This window comes from Nocardioides sp. NBC_00850 (assembly GCF_045207335.1).
Lineage (GTDB): Bacteria > Actinomycetota > Actinomycetes > Propionibacteriales > Nocardioidaceae > Nocardioides.
This window is the reverse complement of record NZ_CP108845.1, coordinates 5,207,859-5,224,930: the sequence shown is the minus strand read 5'-3', so window position 1 is coordinate 5,224,930 and position 17,072 is coordinate 5,207,859. Positions and strand designations below refer to the sequence as shown.

Annotated in this window: 16 protein-coding genes; 10 read left to right on the top strand and 6 right to left on the bottom strand. The window is 70.1% G+C overall.

The annotated features are described in order from the left end of the window. Positions 1–8 precede the first annotated feature (8 nt). Positions 9–1,163 (bottom strand): LCP family protein, encoded by a 1,155-nt coding sequence (locus OH802_RS25290; RefSeq protein WP_406023172.1) that lies wholly within the window; start codon positions 1,161–1,163, stop codon positions 9–11. A gap of 175 nt (positions 1,164–1,338) precedes the next feature. Between OH802_RS25290 and OH802_RS25285 the strand changes: the two genes are divergently transcribed. Genes OH802_RS25285 through OH802_RS25275 form a run of 3 tightly spaced genes read left to right on the top strand, consistent with a single transcriptional unit; the run spans position 1,339 to position 3,745 of the window. Then, positions 1,339–2,826: an Ada metal-binding domain-containing protein gene (locus OH802_RS25285; RefSeq protein WP_355022085.1), complete on the top strand. Its 1,488-nt coding sequence runs from the start codon at positions 1,339–1,341 to the stop codon at positions 2,824–2,826. Continuing rightward, complete coding sequence (locus tag OH802_RS25280; protein ID WP_357360639.1) at positions 2,826–3,305, top strand: methylated-DNA--[protein]-cysteine S-methyltransferase; 480 nt, start codon at positions 2,826–2,828, stop codon at positions 3,303–3,305. The genes OH802_RS25285 and OH802_RS25280 overlap by 1 nt, the downstream gene beginning before the upstream one ends. Further along, positions 3,305–3,745, top strand: coding sequence for a hypothetical protein (locus tag OH802_RS25275; RefSeq protein WP_406023171.1), 441 nt, complete (start codon positions 3,305–3,307; stop codon positions 3,743–3,745). Before OH802_RS25280 ends, OH802_RS25275 begins: the two co-directional genes overlap by 1 nt. A 99-nt stretch (positions 3,746–3,844) precedes the next feature. Here the strand turns inward: OH802_RS25275 and OH802_RS25270 are convergent, their stop codons facing one another. Next, positions 3,845–4,567 carry an IclR family transcriptional regulator gene (locus tag OH802_RS25270; protein ID WP_008358359.1) on the bottom strand — a complete coding sequence of 241 codons (723 nt, stop codon included), beginning with the start codon at positions 4,565–4,567 and terminating at the stop codon, positions 3,845–3,847. A gap of 143 nt (positions 4,568–4,710) precedes the next feature. On the opposite strand from OH802_RS25270, the gene leuC reads away from it, so the two are divergent. Further along, complete coding sequence (gene leuC, locus OH802_RS25265) at positions 4,711–6,123, top strand: 3-isopropylmalate dehydratase large subunit (protein ID WP_406023170.1); 1,413 nt, start codon at positions 4,711–4,713, stop codon at positions 6,121–6,123. Position 6,124: 1 nt separating this feature from the next. Next, a complete protein-coding gene (gene leuD / locus OH802_RS25260; protein ID WP_406023169.1) occupies positions 6,125–6,745 on the top strand; it encodes a 3-isopropylmalate dehydratase small subunit in 621 nt (206 codons plus the stop codon). Between the two features lie 98 nt (positions 6,746–6,843). On the opposite strand, the gene OH802_RS25255 is transcribed toward leuD, so the two are convergent. Then, positions 6,844–8,034 carry a hypothetical protein gene (locus OH802_RS25255; RefSeq protein ID WP_406023168.1) on the bottom strand — a complete coding sequence of 397 codons (1,191 nt, stop codon included), beginning with the start codon at positions 8,032–8,034 and terminating at the stop codon, positions 6,844–6,846. 250 nt (positions 8,035–8,284) lie between these two features. On the opposite strand from OH802_RS25255, the gene OH802_RS25250 reads away from it, so the two are divergent. Then, on the top strand, positions 8,285–8,923 hold the full coding sequence (locus OH802_RS25250) for a hypothetical protein (protein ID WP_406023167.1): 639 nt from the start codon (positions 8,285–8,287) through the stop codon (positions 8,921–8,923). On the opposite strand, the gene cofC is transcribed toward OH802_RS25250, so the two are convergent. Next, positions 8,920–9,561: a 2-phospho-L-lactate guanylyltransferase gene (gene cofC / locus OH802_RS25245; RefSeq protein WP_406023166.1), complete on the bottom strand. Its 642-nt coding sequence runs from the start codon at positions 9,559–9,561 to the stop codon at positions 8,920–8,922. The two genes, OH802_RS25250 and cofC, sit on opposite strands and share 4 nt — an antisense overlap. Before the next feature lie 61 nt (positions 9,562–9,622). Here cofC and OH802_RS25240 point away from each other — a divergent pair, with 61 nt between their 5' ends. Further along, positions 9,623–10,387, top strand: coding sequence for a lysophospholipid acyltransferase family protein (locus tag OH802_RS25240; protein WP_406023165.1), 765 nt, complete (start codon positions 9,623–9,625; stop codon positions 10,385–10,387). Then, positions 10,384–11,388 carry an NAD(P)H-dependent glycerol-3-phosphate dehydrogenase gene (locus OH802_RS25235; protein ID WP_406023164.1) on the top strand — a complete coding sequence of 335 codons (1,005 nt, stop codon included), beginning with the start codon at positions 10,384–10,386 and terminating at the stop codon, positions 11,386–11,388. The genes OH802_RS25240 and OH802_RS25235 overlap by 4 nt, the downstream gene beginning before the upstream one ends. Before the next feature lie 133 nt (positions 11,389–11,521). Here OH802_RS25235 and OH802_RS25230 read toward each other — a convergent pair whose 3' ends face one another. After that, positions 11,522–13,174, bottom strand: coding sequence for a glycosyl hydrolase family 18 protein (locus OH802_RS25230; RefSeq protein ID WP_406023163.1), 1,653 nt, complete (start codon positions 13,172–13,174; stop codon positions 11,522–11,524). 175 nt (positions 13,175–13,349) lie between these two features. Between OH802_RS25230 and ggt the strand changes: the two genes are divergently transcribed. Beyond that, a complete protein-coding gene (gene ggt, locus OH802_RS25225; RefSeq protein ID WP_406023162.1) occupies positions 13,350–15,176 on the top strand; it encodes a gamma-glutamyltransferase in 1,827 nt (608 codons plus the stop codon). Here the strand turns inward: ggt and OH802_RS25220 are convergent. Then, positions 15,173–16,240 carry a trans-sulfuration enzyme family protein gene (locus OH802_RS25220; RefSeq protein WP_406023161.1) on the bottom strand — a complete coding sequence of 356 codons (1,068 nt, stop codon included), beginning with the start codon at positions 16,238–16,240 and terminating at the stop codon, positions 15,173–15,175. The genes ggt and OH802_RS25220 overlap by 4 nt on opposite strands. A gap of 87 nt (positions 16,241–16,327) precedes the next feature. On the opposite strand from OH802_RS25220, the gene OH802_RS25215 reads away from it, so the two are divergent. Next, the gene (locus OH802_RS25215; protein ID WP_406023160.1) at positions 16,328–17,065 is read left to right on the top strand and encodes an alpha/beta fold hydrolase; all 738 of its coding nucleotides are present in this window, start codon (positions 16,328–16,330) and stop codon (positions 17,063–17,065) included. The last annotated feature ends 7 nt before the right edge of the window (positions 17,066–17,072 follow it).

Genomic DNA, 17,072 nt, shown 5'->3' with positions numbered 1-17,072 from the left:
CATCACATTCAGGCGGGTGAGCACAGGCCGTTGTCGGCGGCGTCCTTCTCCTGGTCCTCGGGGCTCACCGAGTCGGCCGGAACCTCGTCCGGTGAGGCGCTGACCTCGGGATTTCCCGGGGTCGCAGAGGTCGTGGGCGAAGGGGCGGCGGAAGTCGTCGCGTCGTGGAGCGAACGGTCCTCGAGCATCCGCGCCCACAGCTCGTCGGCCGCCGGGAGGATCTCGAGACGGCCCCAGTTGGGGTCGCCGGCGGGGTAGGCCCGGTTGGGTACGGTCTCGAACTCGATGCTCGACGGATCCAGGTCGCGCATCTCGCCGGCCAGGTCCGCCAATCCGGCGACGGAGCCGATGTCGGTGGTGATGCTCTTGGAGAGCTCGGTGGCGAACGCGGCCAGGCGACGCGGGCGGGTCAGGGTGCCGGCGGAGAGGACCTTGGTGGCGAGGGCGGTGAGGAAGTACTGCTGACGTCGCATCCGGCCCAGGTCGGCGTTGGGGGTCGAGGAGCGGTTGCGTACGTAGTCGAGGGCCTGCTTGCCGCGCAGGTTGTGGGTGCCGGCGGGCAGGAAGATGTTGTGCTCCTCATCGTCGATCGCCTCCGGGATGCAGATCCTGACCCCGCCGACGGCGTCGACCATCCCGCGGAACCCGGCGAAGTCGAGCGCGAGGTAGTGGTCGATCGGGATCCCGGTGAGCAGCTCGGTCTGGCGGGCGGTGCAGATCGGGCCGCCGAGGGAGTAGGCCTCGTTCCACATCACGCCGCTCGCCTTGGGGATCGTGGTGCCGTCCGGGGCGGTGCACTCCGGCCGGTTGACGAGCGCGTCGCGGGGGATCGAGATGCCGTAGGCCGAGGTCCGGTCGGCGGAGACGTGCAGCAGGATCGTGCTGTCGGAGCCGCCGGAGCCACCCTCGCCGTCGATCGAGCAGCCCTCGCAGTCACGTCCGTCGGTGCCGAGGATCAAGATGTTGAGCGGCTGCTTGGGGCCCTCGTCCTTGTTCTCCGGCTCGTCGACGAGGTGAGTGATGTCGCCACCGGAGCCGAGGTTGCGGTTGAGGTGGTCGTAGAACGCCCAGGTGCCGATCCCGGTGCCGACCGCCAGGAACAGCATCGTGACCACCACGGTGAGCACGACCGTACGTGTCCCCGACCTCGTTTCGGTCCTCATCACCCTCCCTCGCCCGTCCGCCTGAGCGGACCGTCTGCGTGTGCAGCCCACACAGGTTGTACGCGCCAGTGAGCCGAGAGGTTGCTGCTTCAGGTAACGGCATTGTGAAACCATGAGGAAGGCACTGTCCGAAAACCGCGCGTAATTTCGTTCCGAACGCGGCAACATGGTGGACATGGATGGGACGACGAGCGTGAACGGACTCGACTTCGAATCGTGCTACCGCGCTGTTCGTTCGCGCGACCGGCGCTTCGACGGCATCTTCTACACGGCGGTGGCCTCGACCGGGATCTACTGCCGGCCCTCGTGCCCGGCCCGGACTCCGGCGCTGGTCAACGTCTCCTTCCATCGGACCGCTGCGGCGGCCCAGGCGGCCGGCTACCGGGCCTGCAAGCGCTGCCGCCCCGATGCCACCCCGGGCAGCCCGGAGTGGGATGTGGCGGCGACCCTGGCCGGGCGCGCGATGCGGCTGATCGCCGACGGCGTCGTCGACCGGGAAGGCGTCGAGGGGCTGGCTCGCCGGGTCGGCTACTCGCCACGCCACCTGACCCGGCTGCTGACCACCGAGCTCGGCGCCGGTCCGTTGGCACTGGCCAGGGCGCGCCGAGCGCAGACCGCCCGGACCCTGGTCGAGACCACCGAGCTCGGCTTCGCGGACATCGCCTTCGCGGCCGGCTTCTCGAGCGTACGTCAGTTCAACGACACCGTTCGCGAGGTCTATGCGGCCTCGCCGACCGAGCTCCGCGGGCGCCGCGGATCGCGGCGCCGGGCCGACGGGACGATCGCGCTGCGGCTCGCCGTCCGCACCCCGTTCGCCGGCCGGGCGCTGCACGCCTTCCTGCGCGACCACCTGGTGCCGGGCGTCGAGGTCGCCGGGGTCGACGGCGGGCGGCGATGGTTCGCCCGCACGCTCGACCTGCCCAACGGGCCCGGCACGCTGCGTCTCGAGCTCGCCGACATCCCCGAGGGCGAGACCGGTTTCGTCCACGCGACCTTCAAGCTCGCCGACCTGCGCGACACCACCGCCGCCGTCGAGCGCGCCCGCCGGCTGCTCGACGCCGACTGCGACCCACGCGCGGTCGGCGACGTCTTCGTCGGGGACGAGGTGATCGGACCGCTGGCCCTCGCCCTGCCGGGGCTCCGGGTGCCGGGCACCGTCGACGGGGGCGAGCTGGCGCTGCGTACGATCGTGGGGCAGCAGGTCTCCGTCGCCGGCGCGCGCACCGTGCTGGCGGGGATCGTCGCCGAGCACGGCCGACCGATCGCGACCGACATCGACGGCCTCACCCATCTGTTCCCGTCCGCGGACGCCCTCGCCGCCGCCGACCCGGCCGGCATGCCGATGCCGCGCTCGCGCGGGCGCGCGGTCACCGGTCTGGCCGCGGCGCTCGCCTCCGGCGAGCTCCAGCTGGACCGCGGCACCGACCGCGACGTCGTGCACGAGCAGCTGATCAGCCTGCCCGGGGTCGGTCCCTGGACCGCCGACTACGTCGCGCTGCGTGCTCTCGGCCATCCCGATGTCTTCCTGCCGACCGATGTCGGCATCAAACGAGCGCTGGAAGTGCTCGGTGCGCCCGCGGCGGATGTCGCCGCGTGGCGGCCGTGGCGCTCGTACGCCCTGCTCTATCTGTGGACCTCACTGACTGCTTTGGAGAAACTGTGATGTGGACTCTCATCGACTCGCCCGTCGGCGAGCTCCGGCTGGTCGCGCACGACGGCGCGATCACTGCGATCGACTTCATGCCGGCCGACTATGCAAAGGGCCGGGTGCTCGGGGACCGGTCCGACTCGGATCCGCTGTTGCTGGAATGTGCCCGGCAGCTCGCCGAGTACTTCAAGGGTGACCGGACGAGTTTCGACCTCCCGCTGGCGCCCTCGGGCACCGCGTTCCAGACGCGTGTCTGGGAGCAGCTGCAGCAGATCGAGTACGGTACGACCGCCTCCTACGGCCAGATCGCCGGCCGCCTCTCGCTGACCGGCCACGGCGCCCGCGCCGTCGGGCTCGCCAACGGCAGAAACCCCATCCCCATCGTGATCCCGTGCCACCGTGTCGTCGGCGCCGACGGCTCCCTGACCGGCTACGCCGGTGGCCTGGACCGCAAGACGACCCTGCTGGGCCTGGAGAGCGGCGTCCTCTTCTGATGCCGAGACTGCAGTTGTGGCGTCCGAGACCGCAGTTGTGGCGTACGTCGGTGGCGGCTGCCGCGCTCCTCGCAACTCTCGCCGCGTGCGCGGAGGATGCCACAGAACCCGCGGCGCCCGCGACCAGTGAGAGCGGCACCGAGGCCGAGAACGAGGTGTTGGTCAACGGCCGGGCGCGGTGTGACCAGGACGTGTCGAGCGACGAGGCGAAGGACACGATCGAACGCGTCGGAGGGCTCCAGCAGCCGACCTGGTCGGTGCGGTTCGCCGAGAGCACCGCGGCCGGAGTCGTCGTGCTGGTCACCGGCGACCTCGAGGACGCCCAGCCCCGGCTCTTCGACGACTACCGCGTGGCGGTGATCGTCGCGTCGGCGGAGGACCAGACGCGTACGGAGGACTTCAGGGCCGTGCGGGACGCGGTGCGGGAGATCTGCGGCTGAATGCTCACCGAGTTACCTCGGTCAGGTGACGCTTCCCTCGTGGAACTCCGCGAAGGAAGCTCGCGCTCACCGAGTTACCTCGGTGGGCATCCGGCGCCGCTACTCGGCAGCCGCGCGTCGCAGCGACTCCGAGAGCCGGTCGGCGGCGGCGAGGACGGCAGGGGCGTGCATCTTGCCGGGCTGGCGAGTGAGGCGCTCGAGGGGGCCGGAGACGGAGACGGCGGCGATGACCTTGCCGCCGGGGGAGCGGACGGGAGCGGAGACCGAGGCGACGCCGGCCTCGCGCTCGCCGATCGACTGAGCCCAGCCGCGGCGGCGGATGCCGGAGAGGGCGGCGGCGGAGAAGGCGGCGTTCTGCAGGCCGCGGTGGAGGCGCTCCGGGTCCTCCCACGCGATCAGTATTTGAGCGGCCGACCCGGCACGCATCGTCAGCTGCGAGCCGACGGGGATGGTGTCGCGGAGACCGGATGGGCGCTCGGCGGCGGCGACGCAGACGCGGAAGTCGCCCTGGCGCCGCCACAGCTGCGCCGACTCACCGGTGATGTCGCGCAGACGCGCCAGGACGGGCCCGGCGGTGGCCAGCAGCCGGTCCTCGCCGGCGGCGGCGGACAGCTCGGCCAGTCGCGGGCCGAGAACGAAGCGGCCCTGCATGTCACGGGCGACCAGACGGTGGTGCTCCAGGGCGACCGCCAGACGGTGTGCGGTCGGGCGGGCGAGGCCCGTCCCGGCCACCAGGCCGGCCAGGGTCGCCGGGCCGGATTCGAGAGCTGTGAGCACAAGGGCGGCCTTGTCGAGCACGCCCACACCGCTGGAACTGTCCATATCGCAAGACTAACTTCTCAGAACCTGAGATGCAACGTTACGCTCGGAGAAGCAGACTGGAAGTGGCGGATCTGACATTGCGATTCAACGCTCGAACCGCCACCGGCCACTACAGACCAAAGATGCCAGATGGAGAACGTGTCATGGGCAGGACCTTGTCGGAGAAGGTGTGGGACGAGCATGTCGTCCGGTCGACCGCGGGAGAGCCCGATCTCCTTTACATCGACCTTCACCTCATCCACGAGGTGACGAGTCCGCAGGCCTTCGAGGGCCTGCGTCTGTCCAACCGTAAGGTGCGCCGCCCGGACCTCACCATCGCCACCGAGGACCACAACGTCCCGACCCTCGACTGGGACAAGCCGATCGCCGACCCGGTCAGCCGCACCCAGGTCGAGACGCTGCGGAAGAACGCCGAGGAGTTCGGCGTACGTCTTCACCCGCTCGGTGACGCCGAGCAGGGGATCGTGCACGTGGTCGGGCCGCAGCTGGGGCTCACCCAGCCGGGCATGACCATCGTCTGCGGTGACTCGCACACCTCGACGCACGGTGCGTTCGGTGCGATCGCCTTCGGCATCGGCACCTCCGAGGTCGAGCACGTGCTGGCGACCCAGACGCTGATGCAGGACAAGCCGAAGACCATGGCTGTCACGGTCAACGGCGCTCTGCCCGACGGCGTGAGCGCCAAGGACCTGATCCTCACCCTGATCGCCAAGACCGGCACCGGCGGTGGCCAGGGCTACATCGTGGAGTATCGCGGCGAGGCCATCCGTGAGCTCTCCATGGAGGCCCGGATGACGATCTGCAACATGTCGATCGAGTGGGGCGCCAAGGCCGGCATGATCGCCCCCGACGAGACCACCTTCGCCTACATCAAGGACAAGCCCGAGGCTCCGAAGGGCGCCGACTGGGACCAGGCCGTCGCGCACTGGAAGTCGCTGGTCACCGACGAGGACGCCGTCTTCGACAAGGAGATCGTCCTCGACGCCGCCGAGGTCACCCCGTTCGTCACCTGGGGCACCAACCCGGGCCAGGGCGTCCCGCTGGGCGCCGCCGTCCCGAGCCCCGACGACTTCGAGGACGCCGACGCGAAGATCGCGGCGGAGAAGGCCCTGACCTACATGGGTCTCGAGGCCGGCACCCCGATGCGCGAGGTGCACATCGACACCGTCTTCCTCGGCTCCTGCACCAACGGGCGCATGGAGGACCTGCGTACGGCCGCCGACATCATCCAGGGTCACAAGGTCGCCGACGGCACCCGCTTCCTGGTCGTCCCCGGCTCGGCCAAGGTGCGCCTCCAGGCCGAGGAGGAGGGTCTGCACAAGATCTTCCTCGACGCCGGCGCCGAGTGGCGCGGCGCGGGCTGCTCGATGTGCCTGGGCATGAACCCCGACACCCTCGCCCCCGGCGAGCGCTCGGCCTCCACGTCCAACCGCAACTTCGAGGGTCGCCAGGGCAAGGGCGGTCGCACCCACCTGGTCTCGCCGGAGGTGGCTGCCGCCACCGCCGTACGCGGCACCCTCTCCTCGCCCGCCGACCTGACTCTCGTGGAGGCCTGACATGGACAAGTTCACCACCCACACCGGCGCCGGCGTACCGCTGCGCCGCAGCAACGTCGACACCGACCAGATCATCCCCGCGGTCTACCTCAAGCGCGTGACCCGCACCGGCTTCGAGGACGGCCTCTTCGCCGCCTGGCGCAACGACCCGACCTTCGTCCTCAACAACGAGGCGTACGCCGGGGCCTCGGTCCTCGTCGCCGGCCCCGACTTCGGCACCGGCTCCTCGCGTGAGCACGCCGTCTGGGCGCTGATGGACTACGGCTTCCGCGTGGTCATCTCGAGCCGCTTCGGCGACATCTTCCGCGGCAACTCCGGCAAGGCCGGCCTGCTCGCGGCGAAGGTCGACGAGAAGGTCGTCCAGAAGCTGTGGGACTACCTCGACGACAACCCTGGCGCCCAGATCACCGTCGACCTGGAGTCGCGCACCGTCCGTGCCGCCCTGGAAAATGGGGACAGCGGCCCCGACGCCATCGAGGACTCCTTCGACATCGACGACTACACCCGCTGGCGCCTCCTCGAGGGCCTCGACGACATCGGCATCACGCTCTCCCACGAGGACGACATCGCCACGTACGAGGCGACCCGGCCCTCCTTCAAGCCGGTCACCCTGCACGCCTGAGCAGTTATGTAGATCGAATCGTCAGTTGTGGGCGACGAGAGTGCACTCTCGTCGCCCACAACTGCGTTTTCGGCCGACGCAACTGACGTCTCGGCGGGCTAGGGGAGGCGGATCTGGCGACCGTCGGCGGCACGCTGGGAGCCGGTGATGCGGTCGCAGGAGCCGGTGTCGACCCAGCAGCGGAGGTACCAGGACTCGGCCGCGGTCGCTGTGTAGAGGACGACGCTGCGGTCGGACTCGAAGCCGGCGACGCGTACGTTCTCGACGGAGTCGGGTACGCGCAGGTCGATGTGCTCGGACGTGCTCATGTTGACCGCGATGCCGCGCTCGGCGCCGTAGCTGATCATCCCGGGGTCGCTGGGGTTGCGGGCGATGGCGACGATCGAGCCGTCGGGGGAGTCGGCGACCGACCCGGGCAACGGCGCGTGGACACCGGGCTGGGTGAGGCTGCCGTCGGCCTCGATGGCGGCGAAGCGGGCCTCCCACTCGCTGGGGTTGTGGAGGAGTACGCCGCGGCGCAGCGGGATCAGCTGCTGGTAGCCGAGCGGCAGCGAGATCCGCTGGGTGGCCTCGCCCGGATCCCAGGCGGTCACCGGCGGCCGGGAGACGGTGAGCTCGCCGTAGTTTCCGGGCACTGCCGGCGGGGCGGGCACGATGCCGGTGCGGAAGTAGGCCCGGGTGCGGTCGGTGCCGAGGACCGCGGTAGCGGCAGGCGTGCCCTCGAGCACGAGCCGGTCGGTCTCCTCGCCCGTCGTGGTGTCCACCGCGACGAGGGCGGAGACGGCGTCGCCGGTCTGCTGGAGCGCGAAGAGCTGGTTGCCGTCCTTGCTCAGGACCGGCTGGGTCCACAGGCCGGGGACCTGGATGGTCGACCCCCGCCGCGCGATCCACACCGGACCGGGCTTGTCGGCGCGCTCGTACATCAGCACCGTCCAGCCGGCCACGCTCATCTGCGAGCCGAAGACCTTCTGCGGCTTCGCGCCGAGCTGGAGGCGGCCGGCCTGGTCGACGAAGGGCAGGGTCGTCGCGGGGCCGACGGGCAGATCGGCGTACGTCGCCGGGATGGCCGGCTCGCTGTTGCGTACCGTCGGAGCGGGTGGCGCCGGCGTCGGCACGTTGGCGCCGGTGCGGCCCTCGGCGAGCCGGGTCGTGTGGACGGCCAGCCAGGCCACGGAGGCGATCAGGGCGAGGATGATGCAGGCCGAGAACAGGATCCCGGCGCGGCTGGGCCTCACCGTGGTCTGCGGCTCCTCGAGCACCACGGTGGGCTGCTCCTCGTCGATGTGCACGTCGGTGATGGTCGTACCTTCCTCGTCCTGTCTCCCGAAGGCTGCGATATCGAAGCGATGCTGCGGACGTGCCCCGAGTCTCTCCACGGTAACCACGTGGAGGCGTCGGAATCAGGAGCGATCAGGTGAACAATCCGTTTTCACATGCCGTCGGTATGTTCGGAAGCCCCGGAGATGGCCTAAGGTCGATCGCGTGGTGAGAAAACGAGTATCTGATGCAGGCAAACAGGCCGGAAAACTAGTCGGCGCGGTGCGGGAGACGGCCGGAAAGCTGGTCGCCGACGTGGTGTCCGGCAAGGTCAGGGTCCCGCGGCCAGGACGCAAGGCGCCGGCCAAGGCCACTGAGCCGGTCGTGGAGCCGCCCGCCAAGCCGGCCCCCAAGCCAACCCCAAAGCCCGTCGCTGAGCCGGTCGTGAAGCCCGAGCCCGCCGTCGAGGCGGTCGAGAGCACCCCGGCCGAGAAGCCCGCGCCGGCGAAGACCGCCGCCAAGAAGACCACGGCCAAGAAGAGCCCCGCGAAGAAGACGACGACGGCGGCGAAGAAGACGGCGACGAAGGCTCCAGCGGCGAAGGAGGCCCCCGCCAAGAAGACGACCACCGCCAAGAAGACGACCGCGAAGAAGGCGCCCGCGGCGAAGAAGACCACTTCCGCTGCGGCCACCCTGGCGAAGGAGACCTCCGCCGCGGCAACCCCTGCGGAGACGACGGCCGCGAAGAAGACTGCTGCCAAGAAGACCGCAGCCAAGAAGACGACGGCCAAGAAGGCACCCGCGAAGACTGCGGCGAAGAAGACGACCGCGACAAAGACTGCGGCGAAGAAGGCTCCCGCGAGCGGGACCTCGACGACGAGCCCGGCCACCGGGGCCGAGACGCCGTCCAGCGACGCCTAGCTCAGAGTTCCGACGCGCACCGACGCGAGAGTCGTACGCGGCCCGAGCCCCAGGCTGCGTACGGTCTCGAGGTCCTCGAGGGTGTCGACGTCGTGGCGCAGCGAGTGGAGGTCGCCCTCCAGTGGATGGGCGCCGCCGTCGCGATGGGCGGCGGCGGACCCGGGCCCGAACGCGGGCCGGAACCGGTCGTGGGTCGCGGTGTAGAGGGTGGTGCCCCCACCCGCCGCGTCCTCGACGTACGCAGCCTCGAACCCGTCCGCCGCGCTCAGTGCCGCGTCGAGGTCGGCGGAGCGGAGTGCGGGCAGGTCGCCGCACAGGGCAGCGGGGCGAAGCCCCGGCCAGCGGCGCCGGGCCTCGAGCGCTCCCTGTACGAGGGTCTCGTTGAGGTCTCCGCTGACCCCGTCGGGGATGACGGCGGCGCCGAGACGGGCGACGTCGGCGGCGAAGTAGGAGTCGTCGGTGATCACCAGCACGGCGCCGACGCCGGAGGCGGCCAGGCACGACTCGGCGGTGTCGAGGGCGAACGAGCGGGCGAGATCTGCCCGCTCGTGGGCCTCGATTCCGACCAGCCGGGACTTGCCGCGCGCCGGAGGCTTGACGGGCAGCAGTACGACGTAACCGGGTGCAGGTACAGGCATCGAGGTAGATCCTGACAGGTATCTCACAACCACGCGGAGACGGCCCGGTAGCCTGCCCTGCGTGGGAAAGTACCGGAAGTTCCAGGAGGGCAAGCTCGGCTGGCCGTGGACCGTGGCTGTTGGCATCGTGAAGCCCGTCCTTCTCGCCACCACCAAGCACCAGTGGGTGGGCGGCGAGAAGATCCCGGAGAGCGGGGGAGCGGTGTTCGCGCTCAACCACGTCTCCGAGATCGACCCGTTCACCGCCGCGCACATCGTGTGGGACTACGGACGTAGGCCGAGCTATCTGGCCAAGGCCGCGTTGTTCAAGGGTCCGTTGGGCAAGTTCCTGCGGGCCGCCCGGCAGATCCCCGTGGACCGGACAGCAGGTGCGTCGGCGTTCGACGCGGCCGTCAAGGCCGTCAACGAGGGCAGCATCGTGGTCGTCTACGTCGAGGGGTCCATCACCAAGGACCCGACCGGCTGGCCGATGCGTGGCAAGTCCGGTGCGGCGCGGATCGCGCTCGCGACCGGTGCCCCGGTCTACCCGGTGGGACAGTGGGGAGCCCAGGAGCTCCTTCCGGCGTACTCTCTCAAGCCGCACCTGATCGGTCGCAAGATGATCCAGATGAAGATCGGTGATCCGGTGGATCTGAAGGATCTCGAGGTCCAGGAGCACACGCCGGCGGTCGTGAACGAGGCGACCGACCGGATCATGAAGGCGATCGTCGGCCTGGTGGCCGACATCCGGGAGGAGGAGCCGCCCAGCGAGCTCTTCGACCCGAAGAAGGCCGGTGTGAACGCGACCGGCGACCCCCGCAAGACGAAGAAGAAGGACAGCAATTGACTGGCAAGGTAGCGGTGTTTGGAGCGGGCTCATGGGGCACCGCGTTCTCGGTCATCCTCGCCGACGCGGGCAACGACGTGACCATGTGGGCGCGGCGTGAGGAGGTCGCGGCGGCGATCAACGACACCCACGAGAACCCCGACTACCACCCCGGCACCGAGCTGCCGCACAACATCAGCGCCACCCACGACATCGAGAAGGCGGCGCACGGAGCCGATCTGGTCGTCCTCGCGGCGCCGTCGCAGACGCTGCGCGCCAACCTCACCGACTGGGCGCCGTTCCTGCCCCAGGACGTACCGCTGGTCTCGCTGATGAAGGGTGTCGAGCTCGGCACCCTCGAGCGGATGAGCGAGGTGATCGCCCACGTCACCGGTGCGGGGCCGGAGCGGATCGCGGTGGTCAGCGGTCCCAATCTGTCCAAGGAGATCATCCGTCGCGAGCCCGCCGCCGGTGTGGTGGCGTGCGCCGACGAGGAGGTCGCCAAGACGATCCAGGCGCGTGTCCACTCGCCCGCGTTCCGTCCCTACACCTCGACCGACGTGGTCGGCTGCGAGATCGGCGGGGCCTACAAGAACGTGGTCGCGATCTCCACCGGGATGGCCGCCGGGATGGGGTTCGGCGACAACACCCAGGCGTCTCTCATCACCCGCGGTCTCGCCGAGACCGCGCGGCTCGCGATGCAGCTCGGCGCCAACCCGATGACCCTCATGGGTCTGGCCGGCCTCGGTGACCTGGCCGCGACCTGCTCCTCGCCGCTCTCCCGCAACCGTACGTTCGGTGAGAAGCTCGGCAAGGGCATGACCACCGCCGACATCCTCGCCTCCAGCCACCAGGTCGCCGAGGGCGCCAAGTCGTCACACTCGCTGCGCGAGCTGGCGGCGAAGGTCGGGGTGGACGTGCCGCTGGCGCAGTACGTCGACGACGTCGTCTCCGGTGCCAAGACCGTCAGCGAGATCATGGACGAGATGCTCGAGCGGCCGACGAAGGCCGAGACCGAGTAGGACGCGCCCGCTGGTCGAGCCGCCGGAGCCGCTAGGCGGAGGCGTGTCGAGACCAACACGGTAAGCAACCGTGTTGGTCTCGACACCGGCTCGCTAGCGCTCGCCGGGCTCGACCAGCGGAGCGGTCAGCGGGTCAGGCGGTGCCGAGGTCCTTCCACGGACCCCACTCCTCGGTGCCCGGGGTGTTGCCCTGGGTCCACCACTTGGCCTCCCACAGGTGACCGCCGTAGGTGACACGGTCACCGGCGACGTACACCGTGGTCGCCGACCATGCGGCCGCCCCGGCGGGCGGGTCGGTCGGTTCCTCGGTCGGCGGGTCCGTGGGCTCCTCGGTGGGCGGGTCGGTCGGGTCCGGCTCCTCGACCGGGCCACCGGTGCCGTTGCGCATGGCGTCGGCGAACGTGCCGATCAGCTCGCCCTGACGGTCACCGGAGAGCTCCCACCACATGCCTCCGCCGAGGCCCTTCGAGATGGCGTACGCCGCCTTCTGGGCGATCGTGCGCTTGTTGTCGTAGCTCCACCACTGGTTGCCGTCGTAGCGCCACCCGGCGCCGGTCGCGGCGTCGTAGTGGTCGGTGCCGCGGGACTTGAGCTTGTCGTAGTCCTCGTTGCCGGCCTCGTACGTCCCCGGTGCTGCGGCGGTCGCCGGGCCCCAGGGGGCGGAGGAGGTCGCACCCTGCCAGCCACGGCCGTACGCCGCCATGCCGAGCCCGAGCTGGGCCGGTGAGATGCCGGCGTCGAGGTAGGCCCGGACCGACTCGTCCACGCTGAACCGCTTGCCGTCGGGGCGCGGGTCGGCGGGATCGGCGTAGAGGTTGCCCTGGTGGCCGGTCAGCGTCGGGTCCCAGGCGCCCCACAGGTCGTAGCCCTGGATGTTGCCGAAGTCGAGGGAGTTGAAGATCGCCGGGTCGTTCCAGCCGCCCGCCTCGATGTCCTGCGGGTTGGCCGGGAGGAACGCGGAGAGCTGGTAGTCCTTGCCCGTGGTCGATCCCAGCGCGTCAAGCTGGGAGCGGAACTCGGCCAGCAGCGCCTTGAAGTTGGCGCGGTCGTTGACCGGGTCGACGTGGTTGCCGGTGTTGCCGTTGGGCGAGCCCGGCCACTCCCAGTCGATGTCGAAACCGTCGAAGACGCCGGCGGCCGCTCCGGCGCCACCGCGGCCGTCGATGACCGGCAGGTTGCCCTTGATGTAGAGGTCGATGCAGGAGGAGACGAACTTGCGTCGCGACTCCGGCGTGGCCGCCGCGAGGGAGAAGTTCTTCGACCAGGTCCAGCCGCCCAGCGAGAGCAGGACCTTCAGGTCGGGGTGCTTCGCCTTGAGCTGCTTGAGCTGGTTGAAGGAGCCGGCCAGGGGCTGGTCCCACGTGTCGGCCGTGCCGGAGACGGAGGCGTCGGCTGCGTACGACATCCCGTAGTCGGCGTAGGCGTCACCGGCGCCGTCGGAGCCGTTGGGCCCCTCGCCCTGGGCCTTGTTGGCCTCGAAGCAGGTCAGTGTCTGGTGGTGGATGTTGCCGAAGGCGTAGTTGAGGTGGGTGAGGTCGTCGGCGACCCCGGACGTCTCCAGCTGCTTGAGCTTGAAGGCCCGGCCGTAGACGCCCCACTGCACGAAGTAGCCGACGTTGCGGTAGCCGTTGATCGCTGTCGGCTCCGCGGCGGCCGTCTTCAGCGATGCGCTGGACGGGGTGCTGGTGAGGACGAGCGTGCCGGTGAGGGCGAGCGCTCCGGCGAGTGCGCCGATGAGAAAGCCGGCTGTCCGGCGTGATCTTCGTGAGGGCAAGGCGACATGCATGGTGACACCTCCGAGGTGATGGCTGGCTCGGGCACCAGGCGCCCGAATCGCCATTCGATGGTGGCAGTCGGTTTGTTTGTAAGCAACCCTTACTAATTAAGGAATTTCAGAACGTAATTCGAGGTCGGCGCCGAAGTAGTACGTTCGATGAGCCGCCAATCTCTGGGAGATCGCCATGCTCGGACGCCGCTCTGCAGTTGTCGCCACACTGACCGGAGGCGCGCTCGCGCTGGCCACCCTGGTCCCGTACGCCGGGGCGACCGCCGCCCCGGAGGAGAGGCTGGCGCCACCACCGAAGGTGCCCACCGCTGTCGGCTATGGAGGCGCGGTGGCGAGCGTCGATGCCGACGCGAGCCGGGTCGGGCTCGAGGTGCTGCGCAAGGGCGGCAACGCGGCCGACGCCGCGGTCGCGACGGCTGCGGCGCTCGGCGTGACCGAGCCCTATTCGGCCGGGATCGGCGGGGGCGGCTTCTTCGTGCACTACTCCGCGCGCACCGGCGAGGTCGAGACGATCGACGGTCGGGAGAAGGCGCCGGCCGCGATGCCGCACGACGCGTTCATCGACCCCGAGACCGGGAAGGAGTATCCGTTCTTTCCTGACATGGTCACCAGCGGCGCCTCGGTCGGAGTGCCCGGCACCCCGCTGACCTGGGACAAGGCGCTGAGGAAGTGGGGAACGCGCTCGCTCGGCCAGTCGCTCGAGCCGGCCGCGCGGCTGGCTCGCCGGGGCTTCGTCGTCGACCAGACCTTCCGCCAGCAGACCGTCGACAACGCGGAACGTTTCGCAGCGATCGATTCCACTGCCGAACTATTTCTCCCCGGAGGATCCGCGCCCGAGGTCGGCAGCCGGTTCCGCAACCCCGACATCGCCGCGACCTACGACCTGCTCGGACGCAAGGGCGTGAAGGCCTTCTACCGTGGCCCGCTGGCGGCTGAGATCGCCGCCACGGTGGCCGAGCCGCCCAAGACCGACGACACCGACCTGCCGGTTCCGGCCGGCTGGGTGACCACCGATGATCTCGCTGCCTACACCGCCCCCGACCGCGAGCCGACCCGCTCGACCTACCGCGACCTGGACGTCTACGGGATGGCCCCGCCGTCCTCGGGCGGCACCTCGGTGGGTGAGGCGCTCAACATCCTGGAGCGCTACGAGCTGGCCGGGATGACCAACACCGAGGCCTACCACCATCTGCTCGAGGCGAGTGCGATCGCGTTCGCCGACAGGGGCGCCTACCTCGGCGACTCCGACCACGTCGACGTACCCGTCGAGGAGCTCCTCGACGACACCTTCGCCGCTGAGCGGGCCTGCGGGATCGACCCCGCGGCGGCCCAGCCCAAGCCCGTGGCGGCCGGTGATGCGTACGACTTCGACGGGGTCTGCGACGGCGCGGAAGGAGCCGGCGAGACCGCGAAGGACACCGAGAACCTCGAGACCACCAACCTGACCGTGGTCGACCGCTGGGGCAACGTCGTCGAGTACACGCTGACCATCGAGCAGACCGGTGGATCCGGCATCACCGTGCCCGGCCGCGGCTTCATCCTCAACAACGAGCTGACCGACTTCTCGACGACCTACCGGGCCGACGACCCCAACCGGATCGAGCCCAACAAGCGCCCGCGCAGCTCGATGTCACCCACGATCGTCCTCTCCGACGGCCGGCCCGTGCTCGCGGTCGGTTCGCCCGGCGGCTCGACGATCATCACCACGGTGCTCCAGATCCTCATCGAGCGGTACGCGCGCGACCGGACCCTGCCCGAGGCCATGGCGGCGCCGCGGGTCTCCCAGCGCAACGGGGCGAACACGGGCGCCGAGCCAGCCTTCATCGAGGCGTACGGAGGGCCGCTGACATCGCTGGGCCACACCTTCGCCCCGACCGCTGAGCTCGGCGCGGCCACCGCGATCGAGATCGGCCCTGACGGGCTGCTGACCTCGACCGCCGAGCCGTGGCGACGCGGTGGCGGGTCCGCGCTGGTCGTGAGCCCGGAGTCGCCGACCCACTAGCTCCCGATACGGTCCAGCGCCTGGAGGAGGTCGGCCCAGAGGTCGTCGACGTCCTCGACCCCGACCGACATCCGTACCAGCCCGTCGGGCACCGTCGCCGACTCGGTCTTCCAGCGGCGACGGCGCTCGAAGGTGGACTCCACGCCGCCGAGGGAGGTCGCATGGACCCACAACGAGGTGGAGTGGGTGAGAAGGTCGGCCTGCTCCGCGGTGGGGAGGACGGCCGCGAGCATGCCGCCGAACCCGGGGTAGCGGACCTCAGCGACCGCCGGGTGCGCTGCCAGGCGCTCGGCGAGGGTCGCCGCGTTGGCGGAGGAGCGCTCGACGCGCAGGTGCAGCGTACGGATGCCGCGAAGCGCCAGCCACGCTTCGAACGGGCCGGGGATCGCGCCGAGGAGGTCGCGACGGGCCTTGAGTACGTCCCACAACGTGTCGTCGGAGACGACGACCGCGCCCATGACGACGTCGGAGTGGCCGGCGATGAACTTGGTGGCCGAGTGGATGACGATGTCCGCGCCGAGCGCGAGCGGCTGCTGGAGCAGGGGAGTGGCGAAGGTGTTGTCGACCACGACCCGCGCTCCGGCCTTGTGCGCGGCGGCGATGACGGCCGGCAGGTCGGCGAGCTGCATCCCCGGGTTGGTCGGCGTCTCGACCCAGACCAGCGCGACCTCGCCGTCGAGCTTCTCGAGCAGCTTCACGACCGCGGCGGTGTCGGAGAAGTCCGCGAGGCGTGCGGTCAGCCGGCCGCGCCCCTCGAGGTCGGCCAGCTGGCCGATGGTCCCCAGATAGCTCTGCTCGGTCGCCACGACCACCGAGTCGTTGACCAGGTCGAGCAGCGTCGCGATCGCCGCGAGCCCGGAGGCGAACGACAGCGCCCGCCCGCCCTCGAGCTGCCCGAGCGCCTCCTCGAATGCCACCCACGCGTCATTGGTGTAGCGCCCGTACTCCTTGTCGCCGCCGGCCACATAGGTCGAGGCCATCGTGATCGGTACGTTGAGCGGCTGGTCGGGCTCGTGGGCCGGCCGCCCGGCGTGGACGGCGATCGTGGCGGGCTTGTGATCCATGACTTCGACCCTATTGCCCGCTCGACAACCGGGCTCACGCGCCGCGCGGTTACGGGTCAGCGCATGGTCCCGGATAAGGTTGCGGCCGTGTTGACGACCCTGCTGGATGGACGTGCCTTCGGTGAGAAGCACGGCAAGGATGCTGCCACCGTCGTGGCCCTGCACGGCTGGGCCCGCAACCGCAGCGACTGGGGCTCGACGCTCGAGGGCCTGGATGCGCTCGCGCTCGACCAGCCGGGCTTCGGCGCGACCCCGGCCCCCGAGGAGGCCTGGGGAAGCAAGGAGTACGCCGAGTGGCTGGCCCAGATCCTCGAGGGCCTCGACCGCCCGGTGCTCGTCGGCCACAGCTTCGGCGGCCGGGTGGCCGTCCAGCTCGCCGCGGCCCGCCCGGAGCTCGTCCGCGGCATCGTCCTCACCGGCGTACCGCTGTTCCGCCCGAAGACCGGCGGCAAGCCCAAGCTCGCCTACCGGATCGGCCGCTGGCTCCACTCCAAGGGGCTGATTCCCGAGGCCAGGATGGAGGCGCTGCGGGAGAAGTACGGTTCGACCGACTACCGCAACGCCAAGGGCATCATCCGCGACATCTTCGTCAAGGTCGTCAACGAGTCTTACGGCGACCAGCTGGCAGCCATCCCGAAGGACCTTCCGGTCCGCCTGATCTGGGGTGAGAACGACACCGCCGCACCGGTCTGGATGCCCGGTGAGGCCATGGAGATCCTGGGGGACAACGCGACCCTGGAGATCGTCCCCGGTTCCGCGCACCTGCTCGACGCGGGGCTGGTCAAGAGCCTTCGAGGCGCCATCGACGAACTTCGTACGAACTGAATCTGAG